This window comes from Pandoraea sp. NE5, from assembly GCF_024363545.1.
Classification (GTDB): domain Bacteria; phylum Pseudomonadota; class Gammaproteobacteria; order Burkholderiales; family Burkholderiaceae; genus Pandoraea; species Pandoraea cepalis.
In genome coordinates this window covers 3,149,746-3,170,904 of the sequence record NZ_AP025517.1, presented here as the reverse complement: position 1 = coordinate 3,170,904, position 21,159 = coordinate 3,149,746, and the positions used below count along the sequence as shown (strand labels likewise).

Here is a 21,159-nt window from a genome sequence, read left to right as displayed (position 1 = left end):
AGCGGACCCGCCGGACTCAGCCGAACAGGCCATGCAAGTACCACGCGGCATCCGCCCCATTCACGGGCCGCTCGCGAAACACCCACAACAACGCCCCCGTGATATCGGCCGCAATGAAGTAGTCGCGCGTGACGGTGCCTGGCTCCCACCAGCCGGCTTCGATACGCTCAGGACCGCTCATCAGTTGTAGCGGCCCCTGCCGCCACGGGCGCTCCTGACGTACGCCGAGGCGCTGCGGTACATCGAGCAGCCACGCCGGGCGCGGCGGCAACAGGGACTCGCCATCGGGCCGATGACCGACCGCGCCGGACATCGTGCCGTGGGAGGCATGGGAAGGATTGCCGGACGCCCCATACGGCAAGCTGACGAACGCCGCCTCGGGCCGGTGATCGCCACGCACCTGCAAACGCCGCACGTGCTCGTCGCCCAACCGCGCCGCCACACGCTCCATCAGTTGCACAAAATCCTGCCGGGCGCGGCCCGGCTCCGGCAGGAGCGAGCCGCTTTGCGGCACATGGGGCGCCGTCTGCGTGACATCGAGCCGCAACGTCAGCACCGGGGCCACCAGTGGCGAGCGGGCCAGCCGCTCCTTGCACAACGACAGCAAGTGCGCGGGCGCCGCACTCGCTTCGGCAAGACGGATGTCGAAACGCGTCGGTGCCAGCGTTTGCCGCCCGAGCGGCTCATGCTCGAGCACCAGCGCGAGCGCGCGCGTGGCCAGTTGCCCGGCGGCCAGCCATCCCGTGAGTTGGGCGAGCAGACGGCGCAGACCGAAGAGCAGCACGTCCACGTCATGCGTGAGCGACGGCAGCGGCAGCATCGCCTCGAAATGGGGCGGGGCGCGATACCAGGCGGGGGCTTCCGGCGTCTCGCCATAGGCCCGGGAAAGCGCAGCGGGCAGTTCCGCACCGCAGCGGCGCCTCACGCCCGCCGCAGGCAGCGCGCGCAGTTCGCCCAACGTCGCACAGCCGATTTGCGCGAGCCAGTCGAGCCACGGCTGCGCCTCGGGCAACAAGGCGACCGAGCGGGAATCGAGGGATTGCGGCAGCGTCATCGGCGTCGGTGGTGTCGGTGGCAACCGCAGCGACCCACAAGGAGTACCGGCACGCGCGAGCAACGCCGCCGCGCTGGCCGTGGCGGCAAGGCCCAACGACGCCCGGTGCCCGAGCGCCTCGGCACTCTCAAACACCTGCGCCGCCAGCGATGCCAGACCGCCAAACAGGCGCAGGCTCGGTGCCACGTCGATCAGCACGCATTGTGGCGAGGCGATCGCAACGTCGGGGCCGAAGCGCAGCAAGGCCAGCGCCAGCGCCTCGAGCGCGACCGTCTCGGCCGCTTCGTCGCGATCGTGGAATCGTGCCTGCGGCAATAGCGCCAGCACGCCGCCACGGCGCATGCCGGGTTGCACGCCGGCTGCCTGCGCCGCCTCACTCGCCTGCCAGACACGCGACTGCGCCAGCACAACCGTTGTGTCGGTCAGCGTGTCAGCCGGTGTGAGCGGAGAGGCGATCTCGAGCGCCAGATAGGGCAGATGCAGGGCGATCCAGCAAGCCATGCGAGACTCCGGAAACAGAAACCAAAGGCACCGTGGACGGTGTGGACGAAGGTGCCGGACCAGGCCCGACAGGCCCCGGCCGCGCATCGTCGGCCGCGCCCGTCACCGGTTGCGAGACATGCGCATACGGCGCGGGCAACGTCAGCCAGAGCGGTTCGAGACGCGGCGGCCCCCGCCGCTTGTGAAACTGCACGCCGAGACGACTCCCCGGCCCAACGGCAAGCCCCAGTCGCAACGGTGCCGCCGAGGCGGTCGCGACGGCGGCGGGCCCTCGCACCACCCAGGTCAGCGTCTCGCCGCCACCGGCCGCGACCTGAAGCCGCCGGATCTGCTCGGGCGTCGCGGCCGGAAGCCAGGTGAGCACCGCCCCGCAGCACGCGCTTTTGAGGGCCTGCTCGGCACACCAGAGCATGTCGCGATCCTCCGCCTTCAGGCCGCGTGTGCCGCGCGCCCGAGGCGCCTGACGTGCCGGACTCACCGGACGCATCACGACACTGAGCCAGCGCAGATCGATGCCCCATCCCGCCAGCGCCGGGGCATATGGCAGCATCGGCGGCGCAATCACCATCACCGGCTGGCCCGCCTGCGTGAGATCGCGTAGCGTCGGGGCCAGCAACCGCCATTCACCGATGCCCGGACGCTCGCTCAGCAACTCCGTCACCGCACCATGCGGCCACCCGGCGCCGGGCAGCTCGGCGTCCAGCGCGGCAAAACCCGTGGTGTGGCCAGCACGGTGGCAATGCGCCAGTTCACTGGCGCGCCACAGCCCGGCAGGCAAAGAGGAAAGTGGCAGGGTCATCGCGCACCCAAAATACTGTATGAATGTACAGTATAACAGTTCATCTGCCACCGCCGTGATATCCGTGACCTTGCCGCCGCCATGATCGCGCTTGCGGGCAGGCGCCGGCCCGGCTACCGTTGGCGTCATCGACCGATCTCCTTTTCTCATGCCGCTGCCGACCACCGCCACTGCGCCCTTCTGTCCTTCCGAAGTCAAAGGCAGCATCGTCATCGACGCACGCGAACCCCGCTGGATCAAACTCAAGCGTTTTGCCGGCCCGGGCCTGCTCGTCGCCATCGGCTATATGGACCCCGGCAACTGGGCGACGGACATCCAGGCCGGATCGCAATTCGGCTATTCGCTGCTCTGGGTGGTGGCGCTCTCCAGCCTTGCCGCCATCTTTCTCCAGATGCTCGCTGCCCGGCTGGGACTGGTCGCCGGGCGCGACCTCGCGCAGGCGAGCTACGAGCGCTACGGGCGGGCGGGACGACTCGTCCAGTGGATCACCGCCGAGATCTCGATCGTCGCCTGCGATATCGCCGAAGTCCTGGGCTGTGCGCTCGCCTTCAAGCTATTGCTGGGGGTGCCGATCGCCTGGGGCATCGTCCTCACCGCGCTCGACACGATGATCGTGCTCGGCCTGCAGGGCAAAGGCTTCCGTCAGATCGAAGCCATTGTCTTCGGCTTGATCGGCACGATGGCGCTGTGCTTCGTCGCGCAAGTGGCCATGGTGCCGCCCGATTGGCATGCGGTGGCCGCCGGTCTCATGCCGGGTGCGCCCAGCCACGACCGGCACGATGCCCTCGTGCTGGCGCTCGGCATCGTCGGTGCCACGATCATGCCGCACAATCTGTACCTGCATTCGTCGGTCGTGCAGACGCGGCGGGTGGTCGGCGGCAAACGCGGCGACGTGCGCGACACCCTCGCGCTGGTGCGCATCGACACATGGGTCTCGCTCGCGCTCGCCATGTGCGTGAATGCGGCCATTCTGATACTGGCGGGTTCGGTATTTTACGCCAGCGGCCAGACCAACGTCACCGATATCGAGCAGGCATATCGGCTCATCACGCCGCTTGCGGGCGGCGCCGCGGCCTTCCTGTTCGGCATCGCCCTGCTTGCGTCGGGACAAAGTTCCACGCTCACCGGGACGATCGCCGGGCAAGTCATCATGGACGGATTTCTGCACGCCCGGATCCCCTGCTATCAGCGTCGTCTGATCACGCGCGGGCTGGCGCTCGTGCCCGCGCTGATCGGCGTGCTGTGGCTCGGCGACGGCGCCGTGGGCAAGCTGCTGGTATGGAGTCAGGTGCTGCTCAGTCTGCAACTACCGTTCGCCATGTGGCCGCTCATCCGCTCGGTGAGCGACCCGCGCGTGATGAACGGCAACACGCTCGGGCGTCCCGCACAGGCGCTCGCGTGGGGCCTCTTCGCGGTCATCACCGCCACTAACCTGCTGCTCATCGTCGGGTTGGACTGAGGTCGCGCAAACGGCGACGCGACGCGCGTCAGCGTCATCGTCGCCATGCCCGCCGGCTTTACAGCCCGAGTTCGGTCAATCCCGGATGATCGTCGGGACGGCGTCCCTGCGGCCAATGGAACAGGCGCTCGCCTTCGGTGATGCGCGAGTCGTTGATGCTGGCATGGCGCTCAGCCATGAGCCCTTGCGCGTCGAACGCCCAGTTTTCGTTGCCATACGAACGGAACCAACTGCCCGAATCGTCTCGCCATTCGTAAGCGAACCGCACCGCGATGCGATTCTCGGTAAACGCCCACAGTTCCTTGATTAGCCGGTAGTCGAGTTCGCGTTGCCATTTACGCGTCAGGAATTCGACGATCTGTTCACGGCCACGCGGAAATTCGGCCCGATTGCGCCAGCGGCTGTCGACCGTATAGGCCAACGCAACCCGTGCAGGATCGCGCGAGTTCCAGCCGTCCTCGGCCATACGAATCTTCTGAATTGCAGTCTCACGCGTGAATGGCGGAAACGGCGGGCGGGCTTCACTGTCGGCCATGACAACACTCCTATCGAAAGTATGAGGGGAAAGCCGTGCGAGTGTATCGCCAAGCTGCGCTTGGCGCAGCGGCGCGCATACCTCCGTCGACGCACTAACACGACGACGAGTCGTTCCGCCAGAACGACCTGACCGTAGCCGGCGACATCCACCAGGTCAGTCCGGCCAAGCTGCGCGAGATCTTCGGGGACGAGGCGATGGGTTGCTCACCGCGCGCCCCGGACGGCACGCATCTGTGCAGACGCCCGCTTGTCGCCTATAGTAATAGCGCATCATCTGGACCGATAGCGACACCGCGTCTCAATGCGGGACGATAACGTCTGACGGCACGCACGACCGATCGCGACGCGTGTTCCGTCGGCCTGCACGCAACATTGGCAGGCTTCGTCCGGGAGTCATCATGGTCCGCCGCTTCACTTCCCCCGCCACGGCATTCCTTGCTACCGGCCTGCTCGCACTGTCGTCGTTCGCCCACGCGGACCCGATGCATCTCTCCGATATCAAGAGTGCCAGCGGTCAGCAACTCAGTGTCGACGAATTGCGCTCGCTCATGCCCGGCGCGCACATCACCAACCTCGCCAACAACGGCAGTACGCGCAAATGGATCAACGACACCAATGGGTCGCTCAATGCCACGAGCGACAACAAGGGCAGCATCGGGTCGGGTAGCCGCGCGAACCAGGTCGCTCACGCCACCGGCACGTGGTCGGTCAACGACAACGGTTCGTATTGCGTGAACCTCGAATGGCGCGCGATGACCGAGAACTGGTGCCGCTTCATGTTCAAGGTCGGTGACAAGTACTACGGTGTGACCTCGCTCGCCAACGGCGCGGCGCTCGCCACCGAGTTCAGAATCGAGAAATAGACACGTTCCGCCGGGGTACGGCGAAAGCGAAGGACGAAAGGGCAGGACATTAACGACAAAGCCCGCCAAAGTGGCGGGCTTGCACTCGCCAACCCCGAAACCGCAGGGATTGGCATCCGGACTCACGGTTGGGCGCCGTCGCACGCCATCGCATGGATGACGGGGATCGCCCGCTGTGACGATCGACTTGCCTGATTGCGCCAGCGACGACCGTTCGTCCGGAGGGACTTGCTACAAACTTGCTTAGTAACCGGCGGTTTCGAGCGCGCGGATACGTTGTTCCAACTCAATGATGTCCTTCGACTCAGCCAGGAACGCTTCGCGACGACGACGCTCAGCCGTTTCAAACCAAGTGTTCACGACTTCAAACAGGGCGGCAACCATGATGTTTCTCCAATTCATTTAGTGTGCTGCATTGCAGCAGTGCTTCGCATTGTATAGGGTTTTCCCGTTAAGGGTTAGCCTCTATTTGCGAAAAACATCAAAAATCTGCTAGAGGCTCACTTCGAATCCAGTCAATTCGTGAAAATTCTATTTAAAATCAAATACATATTCGGCTGTCGACGTAACGCAACACCCGCTGCGGCATGCTGTCGCAGCGGGCGAATCAAAATTCAGGAAACAAAAAAAGCGCCGTCATTGCGGCGCGTCATAGGGGATATCGGGCGTCAGCCGGTCATGTCGGCTTCATGTGTTAGGACTGGGGGACGTGACGGATCTGCCCCTCGCTGTCACTGACCGAGCCGCCTGCCGACGCCGGGGCATCGGTGCCGGTTGCGGCGTCTGAGGCTGTGGCCGACTGCGCCGGACCGCACGACGCTATCGCGCTCGCGAAACGCGCCCCCTTGCCGCCCAGGTCACCGGGAAGGTCAGCGGCAGCGATCCCCTCGAGTATCGGGCAGTCTGGACGATCATCACCGTGACAGTGCATGGCGAGATGAGAGAGCGTGTCGCGCATGGCCACCAATTCACCGATGCGTTGGTTGAGTTCATCGACATGGGTTTGCGCCAACGCCTTCACCTGCGCGCTGGATCGGTCTCGATCCTGCCATAGTGCCAGCAGTTGACGGATCTGATCGATCCCAAAACCCAGCCGCCTCGCCTGGCGAATGAAGCGAAGCAGATGGAGATCCGGCTCGCCATATCGCCGGTAACCCGCCTCGGAGCGGGGACTCGGGGGCATCAGGCCGATACTTTCGTAGTACCGGATCATCTTGGCCGTGACGCCGCTGGCCTGCGCCGCTTGTCCGATGTTCATGGCTGCCTCACTGGGGGGAACGAGGGTTGAACGACGGGAGTGGAGGAACCGCTCATCGTCCTGTTGACGTCCGACGGCACAAGTCGGGCGCTGATCGGTGAATGATCGGAAATCCGTGACCAGGGACGCCCGTGTAAAACCTGCGCCCCTTCGATATGAAAGCCTCGTGCGTAAATGCGGTCAAGTCGTAAAAGCGGCAATCCGCTCGGAAAACTGCGCGCCGGACGCCCCCCGCGGTTCTGAAACACCTCGGTCAGCGCCAAGCGTTCCGCCAGCAACCGGTCTGCCTGATTGCTCCAGTCATTAAAGTCACCCGCGATAATCAACGGCGCATCGGCGGGAATAGCGTCGGCCACACGCTCCGTCAACATTTCGAACTGGCGACGGCGACCATGTCCGGCCAACGACAAATGCACACACAGGCAATGCAGCGGCTGCTTCAGACCCGGCACGGCAATCTCGCAGTGAAGCATGCCGCGCTTCTCAAAACTATAGGTTGTGATGTCGTGGTTGTCCGACCTGACGATCGGATAACGGCTCAGAATCGCATTGCCATGATGCCCCTGTTCATAGACGACATTGCGCCCATACGCGTGATCGCGCCACATGGCGCCGGCCAGAAACTCGTGTTGCGGCTGCACCGGCCAATTCCTGTGACGCACCGCATGCCCCTGATGCAGGCCCTGCACTTCCTGCAAGAAGACCAGATCCGGCGCAAGCCCTTCCAAGCCGGCACGCAGTTCGTGAACACGCAGACGGTTGAATGCGGAAAAGCCCTTGTGGATGTTGTAACTTGCGATATGGAGGCTATTCATGTTCGGCAGGATTCATTCCGCGCCGGAAGGCAGACGATACCAATCAAATGATGCCGCTTTCGACGAATTTCAAGTCAATTAAAAATTCAGGCAACGCATCGGGCAGTCGCCGACCGCGCGTGCCTCTAACAAATTCATTATGCGCCGTTCGCCTTGTGCCCGGGCAAACCGCCCTCAAGCACTCGCGCTGCGGGCCTCGCCAATCTTGGCGGCAGCGCCGGCACTGACGTCTTGCGTCGCCGATGAACGCCAGCGCCGCAGCAGCAACGCGTTGCTCACCACACTCACGCTGCTGAGCGCCATCGCCGCCCCCGCAATCACCGGGCTCAACAGCCCGAACGCCGCCAGCGGAATCCCGACCACGTTGTACGCGAACGCCCAAAAGAGGTTCTGGCGAATCTTCGACCAGGTGCGACGCGACACATCGATGGCATCGGCCACCCGCAGCGGATCGCCGCGCATGAGTGTGATGCCCGCCGTCTGCATGGCCACGTCGGTACCCGAGCCCATCGCGATGCCGACGTCGGCCGCGGCCAACGCTGGGGCGTCGTTAATGCCGTCGCCCACCATCGCTACGACCACGCCGTCACGCTTGAGTTGCGCGATCACCGCCGCCTTGTGCTCCGGCAGCACGTTGGCATGCACCTCGTCGAGTCCCAACGCGTCGGCGACCGCCTTGGCGCTCCCCGCGTTGTCGCCGGTCACCATCACGCAACGCACGCCCAGCGCATGCAAGCGGTCGACGGCCGGCCGCGCCGTGGCCTTGAGCGTGTCACCGAACGCCAACAGCCCAAGCAAGCGCGCCGGTGCCTCGACATTTGCGCCCTCCCCTGAAGTCTCGACCAGCCACGAGACGGTACGTCCCTCGGCCGCCAGACGCGCTGCCTCGTGAGCCAGCGCCCCTTCCGAGACACCCAACTCCTCAAGCAACCGCGCGTTCCCCAGCTGCAGCGTATGACCGTTGCGCGAGGCGCCCGCGTTCTCGACGCCCCCAACACCCCCACCCTCCCCAACTTCCTCGATACGTGCCCGCATCCCTCTCCCCGGCAGCGCAGCGATGTCGAATGCCGTCGGCACCGCCGAGGTCACCCCGGCTTCCGCTGCGGCGGTCGTGACCGCCTTCGCCAGCGGATGCGAACTGCCCGACTGCACCGCCGCGGCCCATCGCAGCAAGGTATCGGCACGCACCCCCGTCACCGGCAGGTGTGCCACGAGGCGCGGCTTGCCCTCGGTCAACGTGCCCGTCTTGTCGAACGCCACGACGCGGATGCGGTGCGCCAGTTCGAGCGCTTCGGCATCCTTGATGAGAATGCCCTGCCGTGCCGCCGCCCCAGTGCCCACCATGATCGCGGCAGGCGTTGCCAGGCCCAGCGCACACGGGCACGCGATGACCAGCACTGCCACCGCATTGAGCAGCGCTGTCTCCAGGCCGATGCCGAGCCCCCAGCCAACGACCAGCGTCACGACGGCGACCAGCACCACCACCGGCACGAACACCGCGGCCACCCGATCGACGGCGCGCTGGATCGGCGCCTTGCCCGCCTGCGCATCTTCGACCATGCGAATGATGCGGGCCAGCGCCGTATCGGCGCCGACCGCCGTCGTCTCCACCCGCAGCGTACCGGCGCCGTTGATCGAGCCGCCAACGACCTTGTCGCCGGCCGCTTTTTCGATCGGTAACGGTTCGCCGGTCAGCAACGACTCGTCGAGCTGGCTCGCCCCCTCGCGAATGACGCCGTCGACAGGCACCCGTTCACCGGCGCGCACCACCACCCAGTCGCCGACCTTCACTTGGCCCAGCGGCACCGTCACCTCGCTCGCCGCGCCCTGCGGATCGCGCAACACGCGCGCGGTCTCGGGACGCAAGGCCGCCAGCGCACGAATCGCTTCCACGGTGCGACGCTTTGCCCGCGCTTCCAGCCACTTGCCAAGCAGCACCAGCGTGATGACCACGGCCGCCGCTTCGAAATACAGGTGCGTCATGCCGTGCGCCGGGGCACGCCACCATTCGTAAAGACTCAGCCCATAGGCGGCCGACGTGCCCAATGCCACCAGCAAATCCATATTGCCGCTACCGGCGCGCACCGCTTTGTACCCCGCCCGATAGAAGCGCGCCCCGAGCCAGAACTGCACCGGTGTGGCGAGCAACCATTGCACCCACGGCGGCAGCATCAGATGAATGCCGAAGGGTTCGAGCAGCATTGGCAACAACAACGGCAGGGACAAGACCGCCGCCACGGCAACCGGCCACCACGCCGGACCTTCGTGGGATGCGGCCGCCTGCGCGGGGTCCGTGACTGGCGACGCCTCGTATCCCGCCTGCTCCACGGCAGCGGTGAGCGCCGCCACGTCGACGACGCCACGCACCCCGCGCACGGCGGCACGCTCCGTCGCCAGGTTCACGTTTGCCTCGACCACACCGGGCACCTGACGAAGGGCCTTCTCCACACGCCCCACGCACGATGCGCAGGTCATGCCGCCAATCGCCAACTCGAACGATTGCTCCGCCACCTGGTATCCCGCGTCGTTGACGGCCGTCTCGACCGCGCCAAGCAGAGCCGCGGGCGTCACGCCGGGCGCAGCTTCCACGGCCGCCGTCTCGGTCGCGAGATTGACGTTGGCGCTGGCCACGCCCGGCGCGCGCCGCAATGCCTTCTCAACCCGCGTCACACATGAGGCGCAGGTCATGCCTTCGATACCGACCGACCAGTTCCGAATCATTTCAGGGTCTCCAGGAGGACTGTCATCATGCGTCGAAGCATAGACCTTTCCATGAAGGGAAGGTCAAGCCGCCAGCGTCAATCTGCCGCACACCATCCCATGACAGTCTCGTCATTTATTACGATAGCGCGCCCGGAACCGCTCGGGTTTGGGCTGCGTCTGGGCGATCCAGCGAATACACTGAAAATAGCGCTTGAGCTTCCTGTCGTAGGAAGGTCTATCATCGATTTGTTTGATCACCGTCACCGAAATCGCTTTCAAGGAGTGCAACATGCAAGTGCAAGTCGAAGGAATGAGCTGCGGTCATTGCGTCAAAGCCGTCACGCGTGCGATCACCGAGCGCGATCCGGCCGCCAAGGTCAATGTGGATCTGGACTCGGGTCGCGTCGACGTCGAAAGCCGCCTCTCGCCCACCGAGGTCAGCGCCGTCATCACCGACGCCGGGTACACCGTCAAGGGCACCCACGCCTGAGCATCGCCTGGCACGTCCGACGTCGCGCAACGCTCACATCGGCGGTCGGCGCGACATCCGCGCCGGCCTTCCTCCCGAGCCGACGTTGAGCCAATCGTCCGCCATCATTCCCACGAGCGCCGCGCAGTCTTCCCTGCAGCGCAGCAACACCCTGTGCTACGCTCTCTCTCGCCGACTACGCAACGACGCCACGCGATCAGTGACTGCGAGGCGCGCTGCTTGCGGCATACACGTCTTCAGGGCGGGGTGAAAGTCCCCACCGGCGGTATGTGACGCCGCGCAGTGCAAGCTGCGTGGGTCATGAGCCCGCGAGCGCCTGTCACCGTCGCTTTCGTGACACTGACAGGGTCAGCAGATCTGGTGCGAAGCCAGAGCCGACGGTCATAGTCCGGATGAGAGAAGATGCGTCGATACCCGCGCGCTATGGGGCACTGTCCCATGGAGGCGTCCGTTCGCATGCCCCGAAAACGTTTTTCGCCCGATTGATTTACGCGAGGAGCGTTTCATGTCCGTTACCCAAAGCACCACCCAAGCCGTATCGCAAGCCGTTACATCGACCGCTCACAGGGCCGATGCGACCCGCACAACCGACGATCTGCATGCCTACCCGGCGTTCGCCAACCTGGCACCGGTCGACGTCCGTCTGCCAGCCGCGCTCGACGCCATGCGCGAAGGCCGTCCGGTCATTCTGATGGACGACCTGGACCGCGAGAACGAGGCCGATCTGATCGTCGCCGCCGAGAAAATCACGCAGGCCACCATGGCCATGCTGATCCGCGAATGCAGTGGCATCGTGTGCCTGTGTCTGCCTGACGAGACATTGCGCCGTCTCGATCTGCCGCCGATGGTCGAGCAGAATCAGAGCCGCCATGGCACGGCCTTCACCGTGACAATCGAGGCGCGCCAGGGCGTGAGCACCGGCGTGAGCGCGGCCGACCGCGTGACCACGATTCGCGCCGCCATCGCCGACGATGCCCAGCCCGCCGACCTGTCCCGCCCGGGCCATGTCTTCCCGCTGCGCGCACAGCCGGGCGGCGTGCTGACGCGTCGCGGTCACACGGAGGGCTCGGTCGATCTGGCGGTGCTTGCCGGCCTGAAACCTGCCGCCGTGCTGTGCGAGTTGATGAATCCAGATGGCACGATGACGCGCGGCGCCGACATCGAGCGCTTCGCCGAGCAACATGGCCTGCCGATCCTGACCATCGACGAATTGGCCCAGTATCGTCGCAGGCACGCCCAAGCGGCCTGAGCTGGCGGCGCGGCCAGCCCCCTCCTTCCGAGGTAACGACGACAACCCGAATCACGGCGACGGCGTGAGCCGCCGTTGCCGTGCTCCGGTCTCGACGCTTCCCTCTAACGCCGAAACCCCCGGGGCGCACCGTGACTTTTATAATCTCGCGCCATCGCTTGCCTGATAAAAGTTACGAGGAAAACGCCATGAATACCCGACCGGATGCCGCCGCCGTACTGGCGCAATGGGAAGCCGACGAAGCCGCCGTGCGCGAACGGCTCACACGTAACGGTCCGCTACGCTACGGCGTGGCAACGCCGTCCGACGTGATCGGCCTGTCGGGCATGGAAATATTTGAAGCGATGTTCGACGGCAGGCTGCCGCTGCCGCCGATCAGTGAGACGCTGGGCTTCATCGCCATCGAAGCCGCGAACGGCCGCGCGGTCTTTCAGGGCCGCCCGGCGTTGCCCTATTACAACCCGCTCGGTGCCATACACGGCGGCTGGTTCGCCACGCTGCTCGACTCCGCGGTCGCCTGCGCGGTGCACTCCACGCTACCCGCCGGACGCAGCTACACCACGCTCGAACTCAAGACCAATATGGTGCGCGCCCTCACGCGTGACGTGCCTTGCGTGCGTGCGGAAGGCGAAGTCATCCAGGTCGGGCGTCAGGTCGGCATCGCCGAGGGCCGCATCGTCGGTCCGGATGGCACCCTGTATGCGCACGCCACGACGACGTGCCTGATCTTCGACTTGCCGCCGCGCAAGACATAAGGGCAGCGACGCCCCATGAAAAAGCCCGCCGGGGAAGCAAATCCCCCGGCGGGCTTTTGTGCCGCTGCGCGCCGTCGTCAGGACGTCGCCACGGCTCGCGCGTCGCTCAATGCGGGGACCCGCCGCCCTGCTCGCTATCGGGCTGGTGTTCCAGCGTCTCCTTGAGTGCAATCTGCAGCTTGGCGTGCATGCGCACGAACCAGCTCCGCATGATGATCGCCAGCACCACCGTTCCCGCCACGATCAGCACGACCATCTCCGTGGACGGCAGGATACTCGCCGACAAGGCCGCCACCAGCAGGATCACCCCGACCATGGCGGCAATCGGCAGGATTTCGGCCACCACGCGGCGCACCTGGTATGTGTAGCGACCGGTCAGGCTCGGCGGCACCGACAACTCCACAAGCAGTAGCGAGAGCGATTTGAGCTTGCGGTACACCGCGATCAGGAACGGCAGCGACAGCACGAGCGCCACGCCCCAGACCACCGCGCTTTGCAGGCTCGGGTCGCGCACCCACGGCGACATCAGCGCCGCCAAACGCCGATAGAAGAAGGCGCCGCCGAGGAAGATCGTCACCACGAGCGCAAGATTGATCGCCACGCTCATCACGATGCGACGCACGATGCCGACGAGCGCCGCGCTATCGCCCGTCAGATGAATGCTCTGCAACCACTGCGTGTACTGACGCAGCACGTATGACAGGCGCCCGGGCATCATGCGGCCGAGCCATCCCGTGAACGGATCGGCGCTCTTGATCAGGTACGGCGTGAGCAGCGTCGTGATGACCGAGACGGCGACCGCAATCGGGTAGAGGAAGTCGCTCGTCACCTTGAGCGATAACCCGAGCGACGCAATGATGAACGAGAACTCGCCAATTTGCGACAGCCCCATGCCCACGCGCATCGACGTCCGGCCGTCCTGCCCCGAAAGGTACGCCCCCAATCCACACGAGACGATCTTGCCGATCACGACGGCGAGGGTGATGACGAGAATCGGCCAGATGTACGTCGCCAGCACGTGCGGATCGAGCAGCAGTCCGATGGTGACGAAGAACACGGCGCTGAACATGTCGCGCAGCGGTGCAACCAACCGTTCGATGGTATGCAGCTCTCGCGCCTCGGCCATGATCGCGCCGATCAGGAACGCGCCGAGCGCCACGCTGTAACCCATCTGGATCACCAGCAGGCAGAAGCCGAAGCACAGGCCGAGCACGACGACCAGCAGCATCTCATCGCTCTTGAATTTCGCCACGTACGCGAGAATTCGCGGCACGAGCAGAATGCCCACGACAAGCGACACCACCATGAACAGCAGCAGCTTGCCCAGCGTAAAGGTGGCCTCGCCGGCATCCACCGAGCCGCTGATGGCGATGCCCGAGAGCAGCGCGATCATGCCAATGGCGAGCACGTCTTCCACGATCAGCACACCGAAGATGAGCTGGGCGAATCGCTCTCGCTTCATGCCGAGTTCGTCGAGCGCCTTGACGATGATGGTGGTCGACGAGACGGCGAGCATCGCGCCAAGGAAAATCGAGTCCATCGCCTTCCAACCGAAGAAGCGGCCGATCTCGTAGCCAAGCCAGAGCATCAGCACAATCTCGGTGATCGCCGCCACGAATGCCGTCACGCCCACTCGCGCAAGCTTGCGCAAGCTGAACTCCAGCCCCAGCGAAAACATCAGGAACACGACACCGAGCTCGGCCAGAATGCCGATCGTCTTCTCGTCATGTATCAGCGCAAACGGCGGTGTATACGGGCCGATGATCACGCCCGCCACGATATAGCCGAGCACGACCGGCTGTCGGAACCGGTTGAAGATGACCGTCACGATGCCGGCCAGCAGCATGATGACGGCCAGGTCCTGAATGAAGTCGATGGCGTGATGCATCCGATACGTTCTCCCCGCGGCGCGCTGCGCCGATTTTGCTGTTTTTGATGTCACGCCCGCCGCGCGCCGCTTCCCTGACGGGCCGCCGCGACGATGCAAAACGCGATGCTTGATGAAGGTGGGAAGCCGGCGGTGTGCCGCCGACCTGATTGACGTTGCGCTCGTTCGCCCGGTCGTCACTCGGGCATTGGCCGCCGGTCCGCTGTCCCGCCAATCCCCCTGAGGGGCGTCGGCCTCCGCGACCGTTTCGGCAAAAATCAGACGAATACCCAATCTAATACCGATGCCGATTCAATATACGCGATCGGCGAACACGCGCGCAACCCAGGATTGACGGGGCTTTTCATAAAAAATTCCCCATATTCGTCGCACACGACGAAATTTTTCCGCTTGCTTTTTGTCTTCCGACCTTGTGAAATATCACACAGATATCAACAGAATTTTACAGGAGTGGTCACGTATGCGTTCCCGTCTGTCCTTCAGGGTGTCCAGCGACGGCCCCCCCCATCCGTGCGTCGACGTGTCCGTCGACACGTTGATCATCGCCGGCTGGGCCGGACGCGATCGCGACGCCGTCGAGCACCACATTGCCGAGTTGGCCGCATTGGGCGTGCGCCGCCCGTCGAGCACGCCGTGCTTCTACCGACTGGCGCCCGCGTTGCTCGCGCAAGATGACACCATCGACGTCGTCGGCCAGACGAGCAGCGGCGAAGCTGAATGCGTGCTCGTGCGCCACGGTGGCGACTTGCTCGTGAGCGTGGGCTCGGATCACACCGACCGCGAAGTCGAAGCCTATGGCGTGACCGTCTCGAAGCAAGTCTGCGCGAAGCCGGTGGCACGCGACGCGTGGCGCTTTGCCGATGTCGGCGCGCACTGGGATCAGCTGATGCTGCGCTCCTGGGTGACGTGCGACGGCGAACGGCGCCTCTATCAGGAAGGCACCGTGGCCAGCCTGCTCTCGCCGCAGGAATTGATGGACAAACTCGGGCCGGATGGCCTGCCGGCGGGCGCCGCCATGTTCTGTGGCACACTCGCTGCCATTGGCGGCGTGGCTGGCGGCGAGCAGTTCGAGATCGAACTGCACGATCCGGTCCTCGGCCGCACGATCCGACATCGCTACGCCACGCAGGCGCTGGCGATTGCCGACTAAAGCCGACTGACGCCGACCGGCGCCCATCGAAGCGCCGACCCGACGCTGGCCGACAGAACCGACCCGCCCCGATGCCCAACGACACCCCCGACGACACGCTTCTCGCGGCCAATCCCGATGCGTCCGCTACCGCCACACCGCAGGCCGCCGCAGATGGCCGCAGCCTGACCGAGCGCGCGTACGACGCGATCAAGCACGACATCATCACGCTGCGTCTACGCCCGGGCGAGACGCTCAACGAAGCGCAGTTGATGCAGTCGACGGGACTCGGACGCACCCCGGTGCATCAGGCGATGCACCGCCTTGCCCTCGAAGGGTGGGTGGTGATCCTGCCGCGCAAGGGGGCGATGGTCGCGCCGGTCTCGCTCAACGATGCGCTCGAGATCATCGACGTGCGCATGATCAACGAGACGTATTGCGCGGGGCTGGCCGCGCGCGCCGCCACGCCGGACGACCTCGCCGCCATCGAAGCCGTGCTGGCACGGTCTCAGGCGGCCATCGCCGCACGCGACGTGGCGGCGATGATGCGCATCGACCGCGACTTCCATCTGGCCATCTCGCGCGCCTCGCGCAACCAGACGCTCGCCGAGCTTCTGCGCGGTCTGCACGAGCGCTCGCTGCGATTCTGGTTCCTCGCCCTGTCGACGCCCAGCCATATGGAAGACGTCTACGAGGAACACCTCGAACTATTTGAAGCGCTCGCCGCGCACGATGCCGAACGCGCCCGCCGGGCCATCGCCCGGCATATCGAAGAATTCCGTACCCATATCCTGAAAGCGATCTGACCATGAGCACCGACGCCATCGATCTGCAACGCCCCCTGTCCGACCTCGCCGCCGCGCTCGACGCCGGACGCACCACCAGCCGCGCATTGACCGAGCAGGCGCTCGCGCGCATCAATGATCCGGCGGGTCAGGGCAACGTCGTCTTCACGCAAGTCGATGCACAAGCCGCGCGCAGCGCCGCCGACGGCCTCGACGCCCTGCGCCGGGCCGGTGCACGTCTGTCGCCGCTGATGGGCGTTCCCGTGTCGGTGAAGGATCTGTTCGACGTCGCCGGACAAGTCACGCGCGCAGGGTCCAAAGTCCTGTCGAACGCCGCCCCGGCCAAGCACGACGCCCTCGCCGTGGCGCGCCTGCGTCAGGCCGGCGCCGTCATCATCGGCCGCACCAACATGACCGAATTCGCCTTTTCCGGACTCGGCCTGAACCCGCATTACGGCACGCCGCGCTCGCCGTGGCAGCGTCAGGCCGGGCACATTGCCGGGGGATCGTCGTCGGGCGCGGCCGCGTCGGTGGCCGATGGCATGGCGGCGGTCGGACTCGGCACCGATACCGGCGGCTCGATCCGTATTCCGTCGGCCTTCTGCGGCCTGACAGGCTTCAAGCCGACGGCGGCGCGCACGCCGCGCGACGGCGCCCTGCCGCTGTCGACATCGCTCGACTCGGTCGGCCCCATCGGCCGCTCGGTCGATTGCTGCGCCTGGGTCGATGCGATTCTCTCGGGCCATGCCGTCGACGAGTCCCTGCCGCCGCCGCGCGACGTTCGCGGCATGCGCTTGGGCGTCTTGACGAACTTCGTGCTGGACGGGGCGGAACCCGCCGCCATCGAGATCTACGAGCGCGCCCTCGCCACGCTCGCCAGGGCGGGGGCGACGCTGGTGGAATTCCAGTTCACGCCGTTCGAACAGTTGCCCGCCATCAATCGATTCGGCTTTTCGCCCATCGAAGCCTTCGCGTGGCATCGCAAGCTGCAGGCCGAGCGTGCGCAGGACTACGACGCTCGGGTGCTGGTGCGCATCCGCAAGGGTGAGCCGGCCAGCGCCGCCGACTACATTGACCTGCTGAACGCCCGCGCCGCGCTCATCGCCGCAGCGACCCCTGTCTGGCAGGGCTTCGACGCGGTGCTGTGTCCGACCGTGCCGCTCACGCCACCGGCCATCGCGCCGCTCGAGGCGAACGACGACACTTTTACGGCCACCAACGCGCTGGTGCTGCGCAACCCGACGGCCATCAACATGATCGACGGCTGCGCGTTCTCGCTGCCGTGCCAGGCCGAGGGCGAAGCGCCCATCGGCCTGATGGTCAGCGCCGCGGCAGGCGACGACGCCCGCCTGTTCCCGGTCGGACGCGCCATCGAGCACGCCCTGCGCTCGGCCGGCCTGGGCGGTTGATGTTGGCAGCGCGGGCGGCGGCACCGCTCGCGCTGCGCCGCAACACCGGGCCATGACCGTCGACGCAGCGTCCGCAACCGTCTCATTCTCGGGCAAATAGTTCCGCAACTTTTCGACTCACGCACGCCTCGGGCTGGGGTTACAATGCCAGCCCAAGTGCCTGCCGCCCGGCGTCATGTGGGGTTGAGCGGGATTCGTGATGGCCTACCGCCCGAAGTGAAATGAACGCTCAAATCGACCCGGCCCTGCGCCGCGAACGCCTGCGGTACCTCCTGCTCACCGTCGTCTGCCTCGCCTTGCTGGGCGGCGCGCTGTACTTCCAGTATGTGCGTCACGAGGATCCGTGTCCGCTGTGCATTCTGGCGCGTTACGCACTTGTGCTGATCGCGATCTTCGGGCTGGCCGGCGCGGTCTCGCGTGGCTGGGCGGGTATTCAGTTCGCGCGTGTGCTCGCCGCTTTGTCGGCGATCGGCGGCATGGCGGCGTCGGGGTATCTGATCTACGTGCAGGCCAATCCGCTGGTGAGCTGCGGGTACGACGTGGTCGAGGCATTCGTCGATGCGTTGCCGACGTCGCGCCTGCTGCCGCAAGTCTTCCAGGTTCAGGGGATGTGTCAGACGATGTACCCGCCCATCCTCGGTCTCACCCTGCCGATGTGGTCGCTCGCCGCGTTTGTCGTGATCTTCCTCTCGCTGGCGTTGCATCGTCCGCGCCGCGCGATTTCGCTGCGCTGAGCGTCACGCGTCTCCCGGGCCGCCTGCTTCTTGGCAGCGGCCTTATCCCACCGCCCCTTTAGCCGTCCGGTCGTTCAAACGTCCGCCCCCCGCCGTCAAGGTCGCGCCACCACAGGCGCCGGCGTCCCGCCGCCGTTCGCGGCATCGAGTTCCGTTGCCACCTCCGCCACGCGTCGGCGCAGCCACGTCACCTCCGGTGCGGCATGCGTGCGCTCGTGCCATAGCTGATAGAAGCGCATCGGCGGAAAGGCAAAGGGCGACGGCAACACGCGAATCGGCAGATAGCGGGCATAGTGCTGCGCAAACTGCCGCCCGGTCGTGAACACCAGATCGGTGCGCATCAGCACGTACGGCACGAGTCCGAAGTAAGGCATCGTCATCTGGATATTGCGGCGCAGGCCCTGCTCGGCCAGACATCCGTCGATAAAACTCTGGCGCTCGGCCACGTAAGGCGTCGGTGCCAGATGCGGCAATTCCAGATAATGCTTAAGCGAAATGCCCTTGTTCGCGAGCGGATGCTGCGCGCCCAACATGCAAACCACTTCGTCGTCGAACAGCCGGGACATGTGCAGTTGCGGCGGCGGCTCCAGCCAGTTGCCGATCACCACGTCGAGCGAACCGTTCTCCAACGCGCCCGCGTAGTCGAAGGCGGTGTTGATCGGCTGCACGTGCAGCCGCGCCGAGGGGGCGTCACGGCGCAGCACTTCGGCGATGTTGGGCAGGAAGACGGCGTCCAGGTAATCGGGGGCACCGAGGCGAAACGCCCGCGTGGTGGTCTGAGGCGCGAATTCCGTAGCGGGATGGGTGATGCGCTCGATGGCGGCGAGCGCGTCGGTGGCGTAGCCCAGCAACTCCCGGCCACGCTCGGTCGCCACCATGCCGCTCTTGCCGCGCACCAGGATGGCGTCACCCGTGATCTCGCGCAGGCGGCGCAGCGAGTTGCTGATGGCCGGCTGCGACTGGCCGAGCTTGAGCGCAGCGCGTGAGACACTCTGCTCGGTGAGCAGTGTGTGCAGTACCCGCAGCAGGTACGCGTCGATCTGTTCGCGGGGTCTTTGCATGGGGCGGGCGCGCTCTGCGAGGCTTGGGGTCGAGCCATAGTTTATGACAATGCCACGTCATCGGGGCGACCGAATAGCCATCATCATGGCCGCGAAATATTTACCCCCGCCGCCGGTGCTATCTTCGGCTCATTCCCACGCCGGCCATGTCCCGGCGCGCCCGCAATCCCACTGCACTACACTGAGAACCATGGAGACACAAGCCATCCGCTTCTATTACCGCGGCAAGGTGCACGAGGTCACTGGCGAAGCCACGACCCGTACCGTGCTTCAGTACACGCGCGAAGACCTGCACTGCACCGGCACCAAGGAAGGGTGTGCCGAGGGCGACTGCGGCGCCTGCACCGTCGTGATCGGCGAACTGGCCGACGACGGCAACGTGGCGCTGCGCGCGGTGAACGCCTGCATCCAGTTTCTGCCCACGCTCGACGGCCGCGCGCTCTTCACGGTCGAGGATCTGCGCGCGCCCGACGGCGCACTGCATCCGGTGCAGCAGGCGCTCGTGGACTGCCACGCCTCGCAATGCGGCTTCTGCACGCCGGGCTTCGTGATGTCGCTGTGGGCCATGTACGTGAACCGCCCCGAGCAGGCCGGCTGCCCGACCCGCCGCGAGATCGACGACGTGCTCTCCGGCAATCTGTGCCGCTGCACCGGGTATCGTCCGATCGTCGACGCCGCCCAGCAGATGTTCGACCTGCCGCGCCAGGAATTCGACCGCGCGGCGCTGGCGAAGCAGCTCCAGGCGTTGCAGCGCGACGACACGCTGTCGTATTCGCACGACGGCCAGATCTTCCACGCCCCGCGCACGCTGGCCGAGCTGGGCCGACTGCGCGCCGCCTACCCGGACGCGCGCCTTCTGGCTGGCAGCACCGATGTCGGTCTGTGGGTCACCAAGCAATTTCGCGAGTTGAAGCATCTGATCTATATCGGACAGGTGGCGGAACTACGCGAGATTTCGGAGGGTCCGAACGGCCTCTACATCGGTGCGGGGGCGCTGCTCAACGATGCGTTCGATGCGCTCGTCACCCACTATCCGGATCTGGCCGAGCTGCGTCAGCGCTTCGCCTCGTTCCCGATCCGCAACGCCGGAACGCTGGGCGGCAACGTCGCGAACGGCTCGCCCATCGGCGATTCGATGCCCGCGTTGATCGTGCTCGGCACGCGCATCGTGCTGCATCGCGACGGGGCCGTGCGCGAGATGCCGCTCGAAGACTTTTACGTGGCTTATCAGAAGAACGCGCTCGAGGCGGGCGAATTCGTGCAGGGCATCCGCGTACCGCTGCCCCCGGCGGTGCAACGCTTTCGCACCTACAAGCTGGCCAAGCGTTTCGATCAGGACATCTCGGCGGTATGCGCGGCCTTCGCGGTCGAACTCGACGGCGAGATCGTACGCTCGGCACGCGTGGCCTTCGGCGGCATGGCGGCCACGCCCAAACGCGGCAGCGCCATCGAAGCGGCCCTGATCGGCCAGCCCTGGACCGACGCCACCGTGCACGCGGCAATGTCGGCCTTGCCCGCCGACTACCAACCGCTCTCGGACATGCGCGCGACCAGCGCCTACCGGCTCGCCGGCGCGCAGAATCTGCTGTATCGTTTTTTCCTGGAGACGCGCCTCGATGCGCCGCTTGCGGCACACGAAGTCAACGCGTTCGCCAACGTCTAACCGGAGT

At 65.6% G+C, this 21,159-nt stretch carries 19 protein-coding genes, 1 pseudogene and 1 riboswitch; of the genes and pseudogenes, 11 read left to right on the top strand and 9 right to left on the bottom strand.

Annotated elements, in window-relative coordinates; all coding sequences use genetic code 11:
- Positions 1 to 16 precede the first annotated feature (16 nt).
- Together PanNE5_RS14490 and imuA are read right to left on the bottom strand one after the other, a co-directional pair.
- Positions 17 to 1,555: a Y-family DNA polymerase gene (locus tag PanNE5_RS14490; protein WP_261938208.1), complete on the bottom strand. Its 1,539-nt coding sequence runs from the start codon at positions 1,553 to 1,555 to the stop codon at positions 17 to 19.
- Positions 1,485 to 2,483, bottom strand: coding sequence for a translesion DNA synthesis-associated protein ImuA (gene imuA / locus PanNE5_RS14485; protein ID WP_261938207.1), 999 nt, complete (start codon positions 2,481 to 2,483; stop codon positions 1,485 to 1,487). Before imuA ends, PanNE5_RS14490 begins: the two co-directional genes overlap by 71 nt.
- Positions 2,484 to 2,502: 19 nt before the next feature.
- On the opposite strand from imuA, the gene PanNE5_RS14480 reads away from it, so the two are divergent.
- On the top strand, positions 2,503 to 3,813 hold the full coding sequence (locus PanNE5_RS14480; protein ID WP_261938206.1) for an Nramp family divalent metal transporter: 1,311 nt from the start codon (positions 2,503 to 2,505) through the stop codon (positions 3,811 to 3,813).
- A gap of 58 nt (positions 3,814 to 3,871) precedes the next feature.
- Here the strand turns inward: PanNE5_RS14480 and PanNE5_RS14475 are convergent, their stop codons facing one another.
- Positions 3,872 to 4,348, bottom strand: a complete 477-nt coding sequence (locus PanNE5_RS14475; RefSeq protein ID WP_017234183.1) for a DUF1348 family protein — start codon at positions 4,346 to 4,348, stop codon at positions 3,872 to 3,874.
- A gap of 128 nt (positions 4,349 to 4,476) precedes the next feature.
- Between PanNE5_RS14475 and PanNE5_RS23065 the strand changes: the two genes are divergently transcribed.
- Together PanNE5_RS23065 and PanNE5_RS14465 are read left to right on the top strand one after the other, a co-directional pair.
- On the top strand, positions 4,477 to 4,665 hold the full coding sequence (locus PanNE5_RS23065; RefSeq protein WP_410007590.1) for a hypothetical protein: 189 nt from the start codon (positions 4,477 to 4,479) through the stop codon (positions 4,663 to 4,665).
- An 83-nt stretch (positions 4,666 to 4,748) separates the two neighbouring features.
- Positions 4,749 to 5,213, top strand: coding sequence for a DUF995 domain-containing protein (locus PanNE5_RS14465; RefSeq protein WP_261938205.1), 465 nt, complete (start codon positions 4,749 to 4,751; stop codon positions 5,211 to 5,213).
- Positions 5,214 to 5,456: 243 nt separating this feature from the next.
- Here the strand turns inward: PanNE5_RS14465 and PanNE5_RS14460 are convergent, their stop codons facing one another.
- The 4 genes and pseudogenes from PanNE5_RS14460 to PanNE5_RS14445 form a co-directional block, all read right to left on the bottom strand.
- The gene (locus PanNE5_RS14460) at positions 5,457 to 5,597 is read right to left on the bottom strand and encodes a DUF3563 family protein (RefSeq protein ID WP_017234185.1); all 141 of its coding nucleotides are present in this window, start codon (positions 5,595 to 5,597) and stop codon (positions 5,457 to 5,459) included.
- A 484-nt stretch (positions 5,598 to 6,081) separates the two neighbouring features.
- Positions 6,082 to 6,471, bottom strand: a pseudogene (gene cueR / locus PanNE5_RS14455) (Cu(I)-responsive transcriptional regulator); the annotation flags it as partial.
- Positions 6,468 to 7,286 (bottom strand): endonuclease/exonuclease/phosphatase family protein, encoded by an 819-nt coding sequence (locus tag PanNE5_RS14450; protein WP_261938204.1) that lies wholly within the window; start codon positions 7,284 to 7,286, stop codon positions 6,468 to 6,470. The gene PanNE5_RS14450 and the pseudogene cueR, both read right to left, overlap by 4 nt.
- Positions 7,287 to 7,460: 174 nt before the next feature.
- Positions 7,461 to 10,007 carry a heavy metal translocating P-type ATPase gene (locus PanNE5_RS14445; RefSeq protein WP_017234188.1) on the bottom strand — a complete coding sequence of 849 codons (2,547 nt, stop codon included), beginning with the start codon at positions 10,005 to 10,007 and terminating at the stop codon, positions 7,461 to 7,463.
- A gap of 271 nt (positions 10,008 to 10,278) precedes the next feature.
- Here PanNE5_RS14445 and PanNE5_RS14440 point away from each other — a divergent pair, with 271 nt between their 5' ends.
- The 3 genes from PanNE5_RS14440 to PanNE5_RS14430 all read left to right on the top strand — a co-directional run bounded on the left by PanNE5_RS14440 (position 10,279) and on the right by PanNE5_RS14430 (position 12,483).
- The gene (locus PanNE5_RS14440; protein ID WP_026131995.1) at positions 10,279 to 10,479 is read left to right on the top strand and encodes a heavy-metal-associated domain-containing protein; all 201 of its coding nucleotides are present in this window, start codon (positions 10,279 to 10,281) and stop codon (positions 10,477 to 10,479) included.
- A 228-nt stretch (positions 10,480 to 10,707) separates the two neighbouring features.
- Positions 10,708 to 10,887, top strand: a riboswitch (FMN riboswitch).
- 97 nt (positions 10,888 to 10,984) lie between these two features.
- Positions 10,985 to 11,728 carry a 3,4-dihydroxy-2-butanone-4-phosphate synthase gene (ribB, locus tag PanNE5_RS14435; RefSeq protein WP_261938203.1) on the top strand — a complete coding sequence of 248 codons (744 nt, stop codon included), beginning with the start codon at positions 10,985 to 10,987 and terminating at the stop codon, positions 11,726 to 11,728.
- Positions 11,729 to 11,916: 188 nt separating this feature from the next.
- On the top strand, positions 11,917 to 12,483 hold the full coding sequence (locus PanNE5_RS14430) for a PaaI family thioesterase (RefSeq protein WP_017234191.1): 567 nt from the start codon (positions 11,917 to 11,919) through the stop codon (positions 12,481 to 12,483).
- 106 nt (positions 12,484 to 12,589) lie between these two features.
- Here PanNE5_RS14430 and PanNE5_RS14425 read toward each other — a convergent pair whose 3' ends face one another.
- Entirely contained in the window at positions 12,590 to 14,371 is a 1,782-nt protein-coding gene (locus PanNE5_RS14425) for a cation:proton antiporter (RefSeq protein ID WP_017234192.1), read from the bottom strand.
- A gap of 460 nt (positions 14,372 to 14,831) precedes the next feature.
- Between PanNE5_RS14425 and PanNE5_RS14420 the strand changes: the two genes are divergently transcribed.
- The 4 genes from PanNE5_RS14420 to PanNE5_RS14405 all read left to right on the top strand — a co-directional run bounded on the left by PanNE5_RS14420 (position 14,832) and on the right by PanNE5_RS14405 (position 18,428).
- The gene (locus PanNE5_RS14420; RefSeq protein ID WP_261938202.1) at positions 14,832 to 15,521 is read left to right on the top strand and encodes a DUF2848 domain-containing protein; all 690 of its coding nucleotides are present in this window, start codon (positions 14,832 to 14,834) and stop codon (positions 15,519 to 15,521) included.
- 71 nt (positions 15,522 to 15,592) lie between these two features.
- Positions 15,593 to 16,306: a GntR family transcriptional regulator gene (locus tag PanNE5_RS14415; RefSeq protein ID WP_017234194.1), complete on the top strand. Its 714-nt coding sequence runs from the start codon at positions 15,593 to 15,595 to the stop codon at positions 16,304 to 16,306.
- A gap of 2 nt (positions 16,307 to 16,308) precedes the next feature.
- Positions 16,309 to 17,694, top strand: coding sequence for an amidase (locus PanNE5_RS14410; protein ID WP_017234195.1), 1,386 nt, complete (start codon positions 16,309 to 16,311; stop codon positions 17,692 to 17,694).
- A gap of 221 nt (positions 17,695 to 17,915) precedes the next feature.
- Entirely contained in the window at positions 17,916 to 18,428 is a 513-nt protein-coding gene (locus tag PanNE5_RS14405; protein ID WP_017234196.1) for a disulfide bond formation protein B, read from the top strand.
- A 95-nt stretch (positions 18,429 to 18,523) separates the two neighbouring features.
- Here the strand turns inward: PanNE5_RS14405 and PanNE5_RS14400 are convergent, their stop codons facing one another.
- Positions 18,524 to 19,489, bottom strand: a complete 966-nt coding sequence (locus tag PanNE5_RS14400) for a LysR substrate-binding domain-containing protein (RefSeq protein WP_017234197.1) — start codon at positions 19,487 to 19,489, stop codon at positions 18,524 to 18,526.
- A gap of 190 nt (positions 19,490 to 19,679) precedes the next feature.
- Between PanNE5_RS14400 and xdhA the strand changes: the two genes are divergently transcribed.
- The gene (xdhA, locus tag PanNE5_RS14395; RefSeq protein WP_261938201.1) at positions 19,680 to 21,152 is read left to right on the top strand and encodes a xanthine dehydrogenase small subunit; all 1,473 of its coding nucleotides are present in this window, start codon (positions 19,680 to 19,682) and stop codon (positions 21,150 to 21,152) included.
- The last annotated feature ends 7 nt before the right edge of the window (positions 21,153 to 21,159 follow it).

Bases quoted from the DNA above. Each gene is read 5' to 3' on its own strand.
- PanNE5_RS14490 (WP_261938208.1), bottom strand. From the start codon at position 1,555: ATGGCTTGCTGGATCGCCCTGCATCTGCCCTATCTGGCGCTCGAGATC.
- imuA (WP_261938207.1), bottom strand. From the start codon at position 2,483: ATGACGCCAACGGTAGCCGGGCCGGCGCCTGCCCGCAAGCGCGATCAT.
- PanNE5_RS14480 (WP_261938206.1), top strand. From the start codon at position 2,503: ATGCCGCTGCCGACCACCGCCACTGCGCCCTTCTGTCCTTCCGAAGTC.
- PanNE5_RS14475 (WP_017234183.1), bottom strand. From the start codon at position 4,348: ATGGCCGACAGTGAAGCCCGCCCGCCGTTTCCGCCATTCACGCGTGAG.
- PanNE5_RS14465 (WP_261938205.1), top strand. From the start codon at position 4,749: ATGGTCCGCCGCTTCACTTCCCCCGCCACGGCATTCCTTGCTACCGGC.
- PanNE5_RS14460 (WP_017234185.1), bottom strand. From the start codon at position 5,597: ATGGTTGCCGCCCTGTTTGAAGTCGTGAACACTTGGTTTGAAACGGCT.
- PanNE5_RS14450 (WP_261938204.1), bottom strand. From the start codon at position 7,286: ATGAATAGCCTCCATATCGCAAGTTACAACATCCACAAGGGCTTTTCC.
- PanNE5_RS14445 (WP_017234188.1), bottom strand. From the start codon at position 10,007: ATGATTCGGAACTGGTCGGTCGGTATCGAAGGCATGACCTGCGCCTCA.
- PanNE5_RS14440 (WP_026131995.1), top strand. From the start codon at position 10,279: ATGCAAGTGCAAGTCGAAGGAATGAGCTGCGGTCATTGCGTCAAAGCC.
- ribB (WP_261938203.1), top strand. From the start codon at position 10,985: ATGTCCGTTACCCAAAGCACCACCCAAGCCGTATCGCAAGCCGTTACA.
- PanNE5_RS14430 (WP_017234191.1), top strand. From the start codon at position 11,917: ATGAATACCCGACCGGATGCCGCCGCCGTACTGGCGCAATGGGAAGCC.
- PanNE5_RS14425 (WP_017234192.1), bottom strand. From the start codon at position 14,371: ATGCATCACGCCATCGACTTCATTCAGGACCTGGCCGTCATCATGCTG.
- PanNE5_RS14420 (WP_261938202.1), top strand. From the start codon at position 14,832: ATGCGTTCCCGTCTGTCCTTCAGGGTGTCCAGCGACGGCCCCCCCCAT.
- PanNE5_RS14415 (WP_017234194.1), top strand. From the start codon at position 15,593: ATGCCCAACGACACCCCCGACGACACGCTTCTCGCGGCCAATCCCGAT.
- PanNE5_RS14410 (WP_017234195.1), top strand. From the start codon at position 16,309: ATGAGCACCGACGCCATCGATCTGCAACGCCCCCTGTCCGACCTCGCC.
- PanNE5_RS14405 (WP_017234196.1), top strand. From the start codon at position 17,916: ATGAACGCTCAAATCGACCCGGCCCTGCGCCGCGAACGCCTGCGGTAC.
- PanNE5_RS14400 (WP_017234197.1), bottom strand. From the start codon at position 19,489: ATGCAAAGACCCCGCGAACAGATCGACGCGTACCTGCTGCGGGTACTG.
- xdhA (WP_261938201.1), top strand. From the start codon at position 19,680: ATGGAGACACAAGCCATCCGCTTCTATTACCGCGGCAAGGTGCACGAG.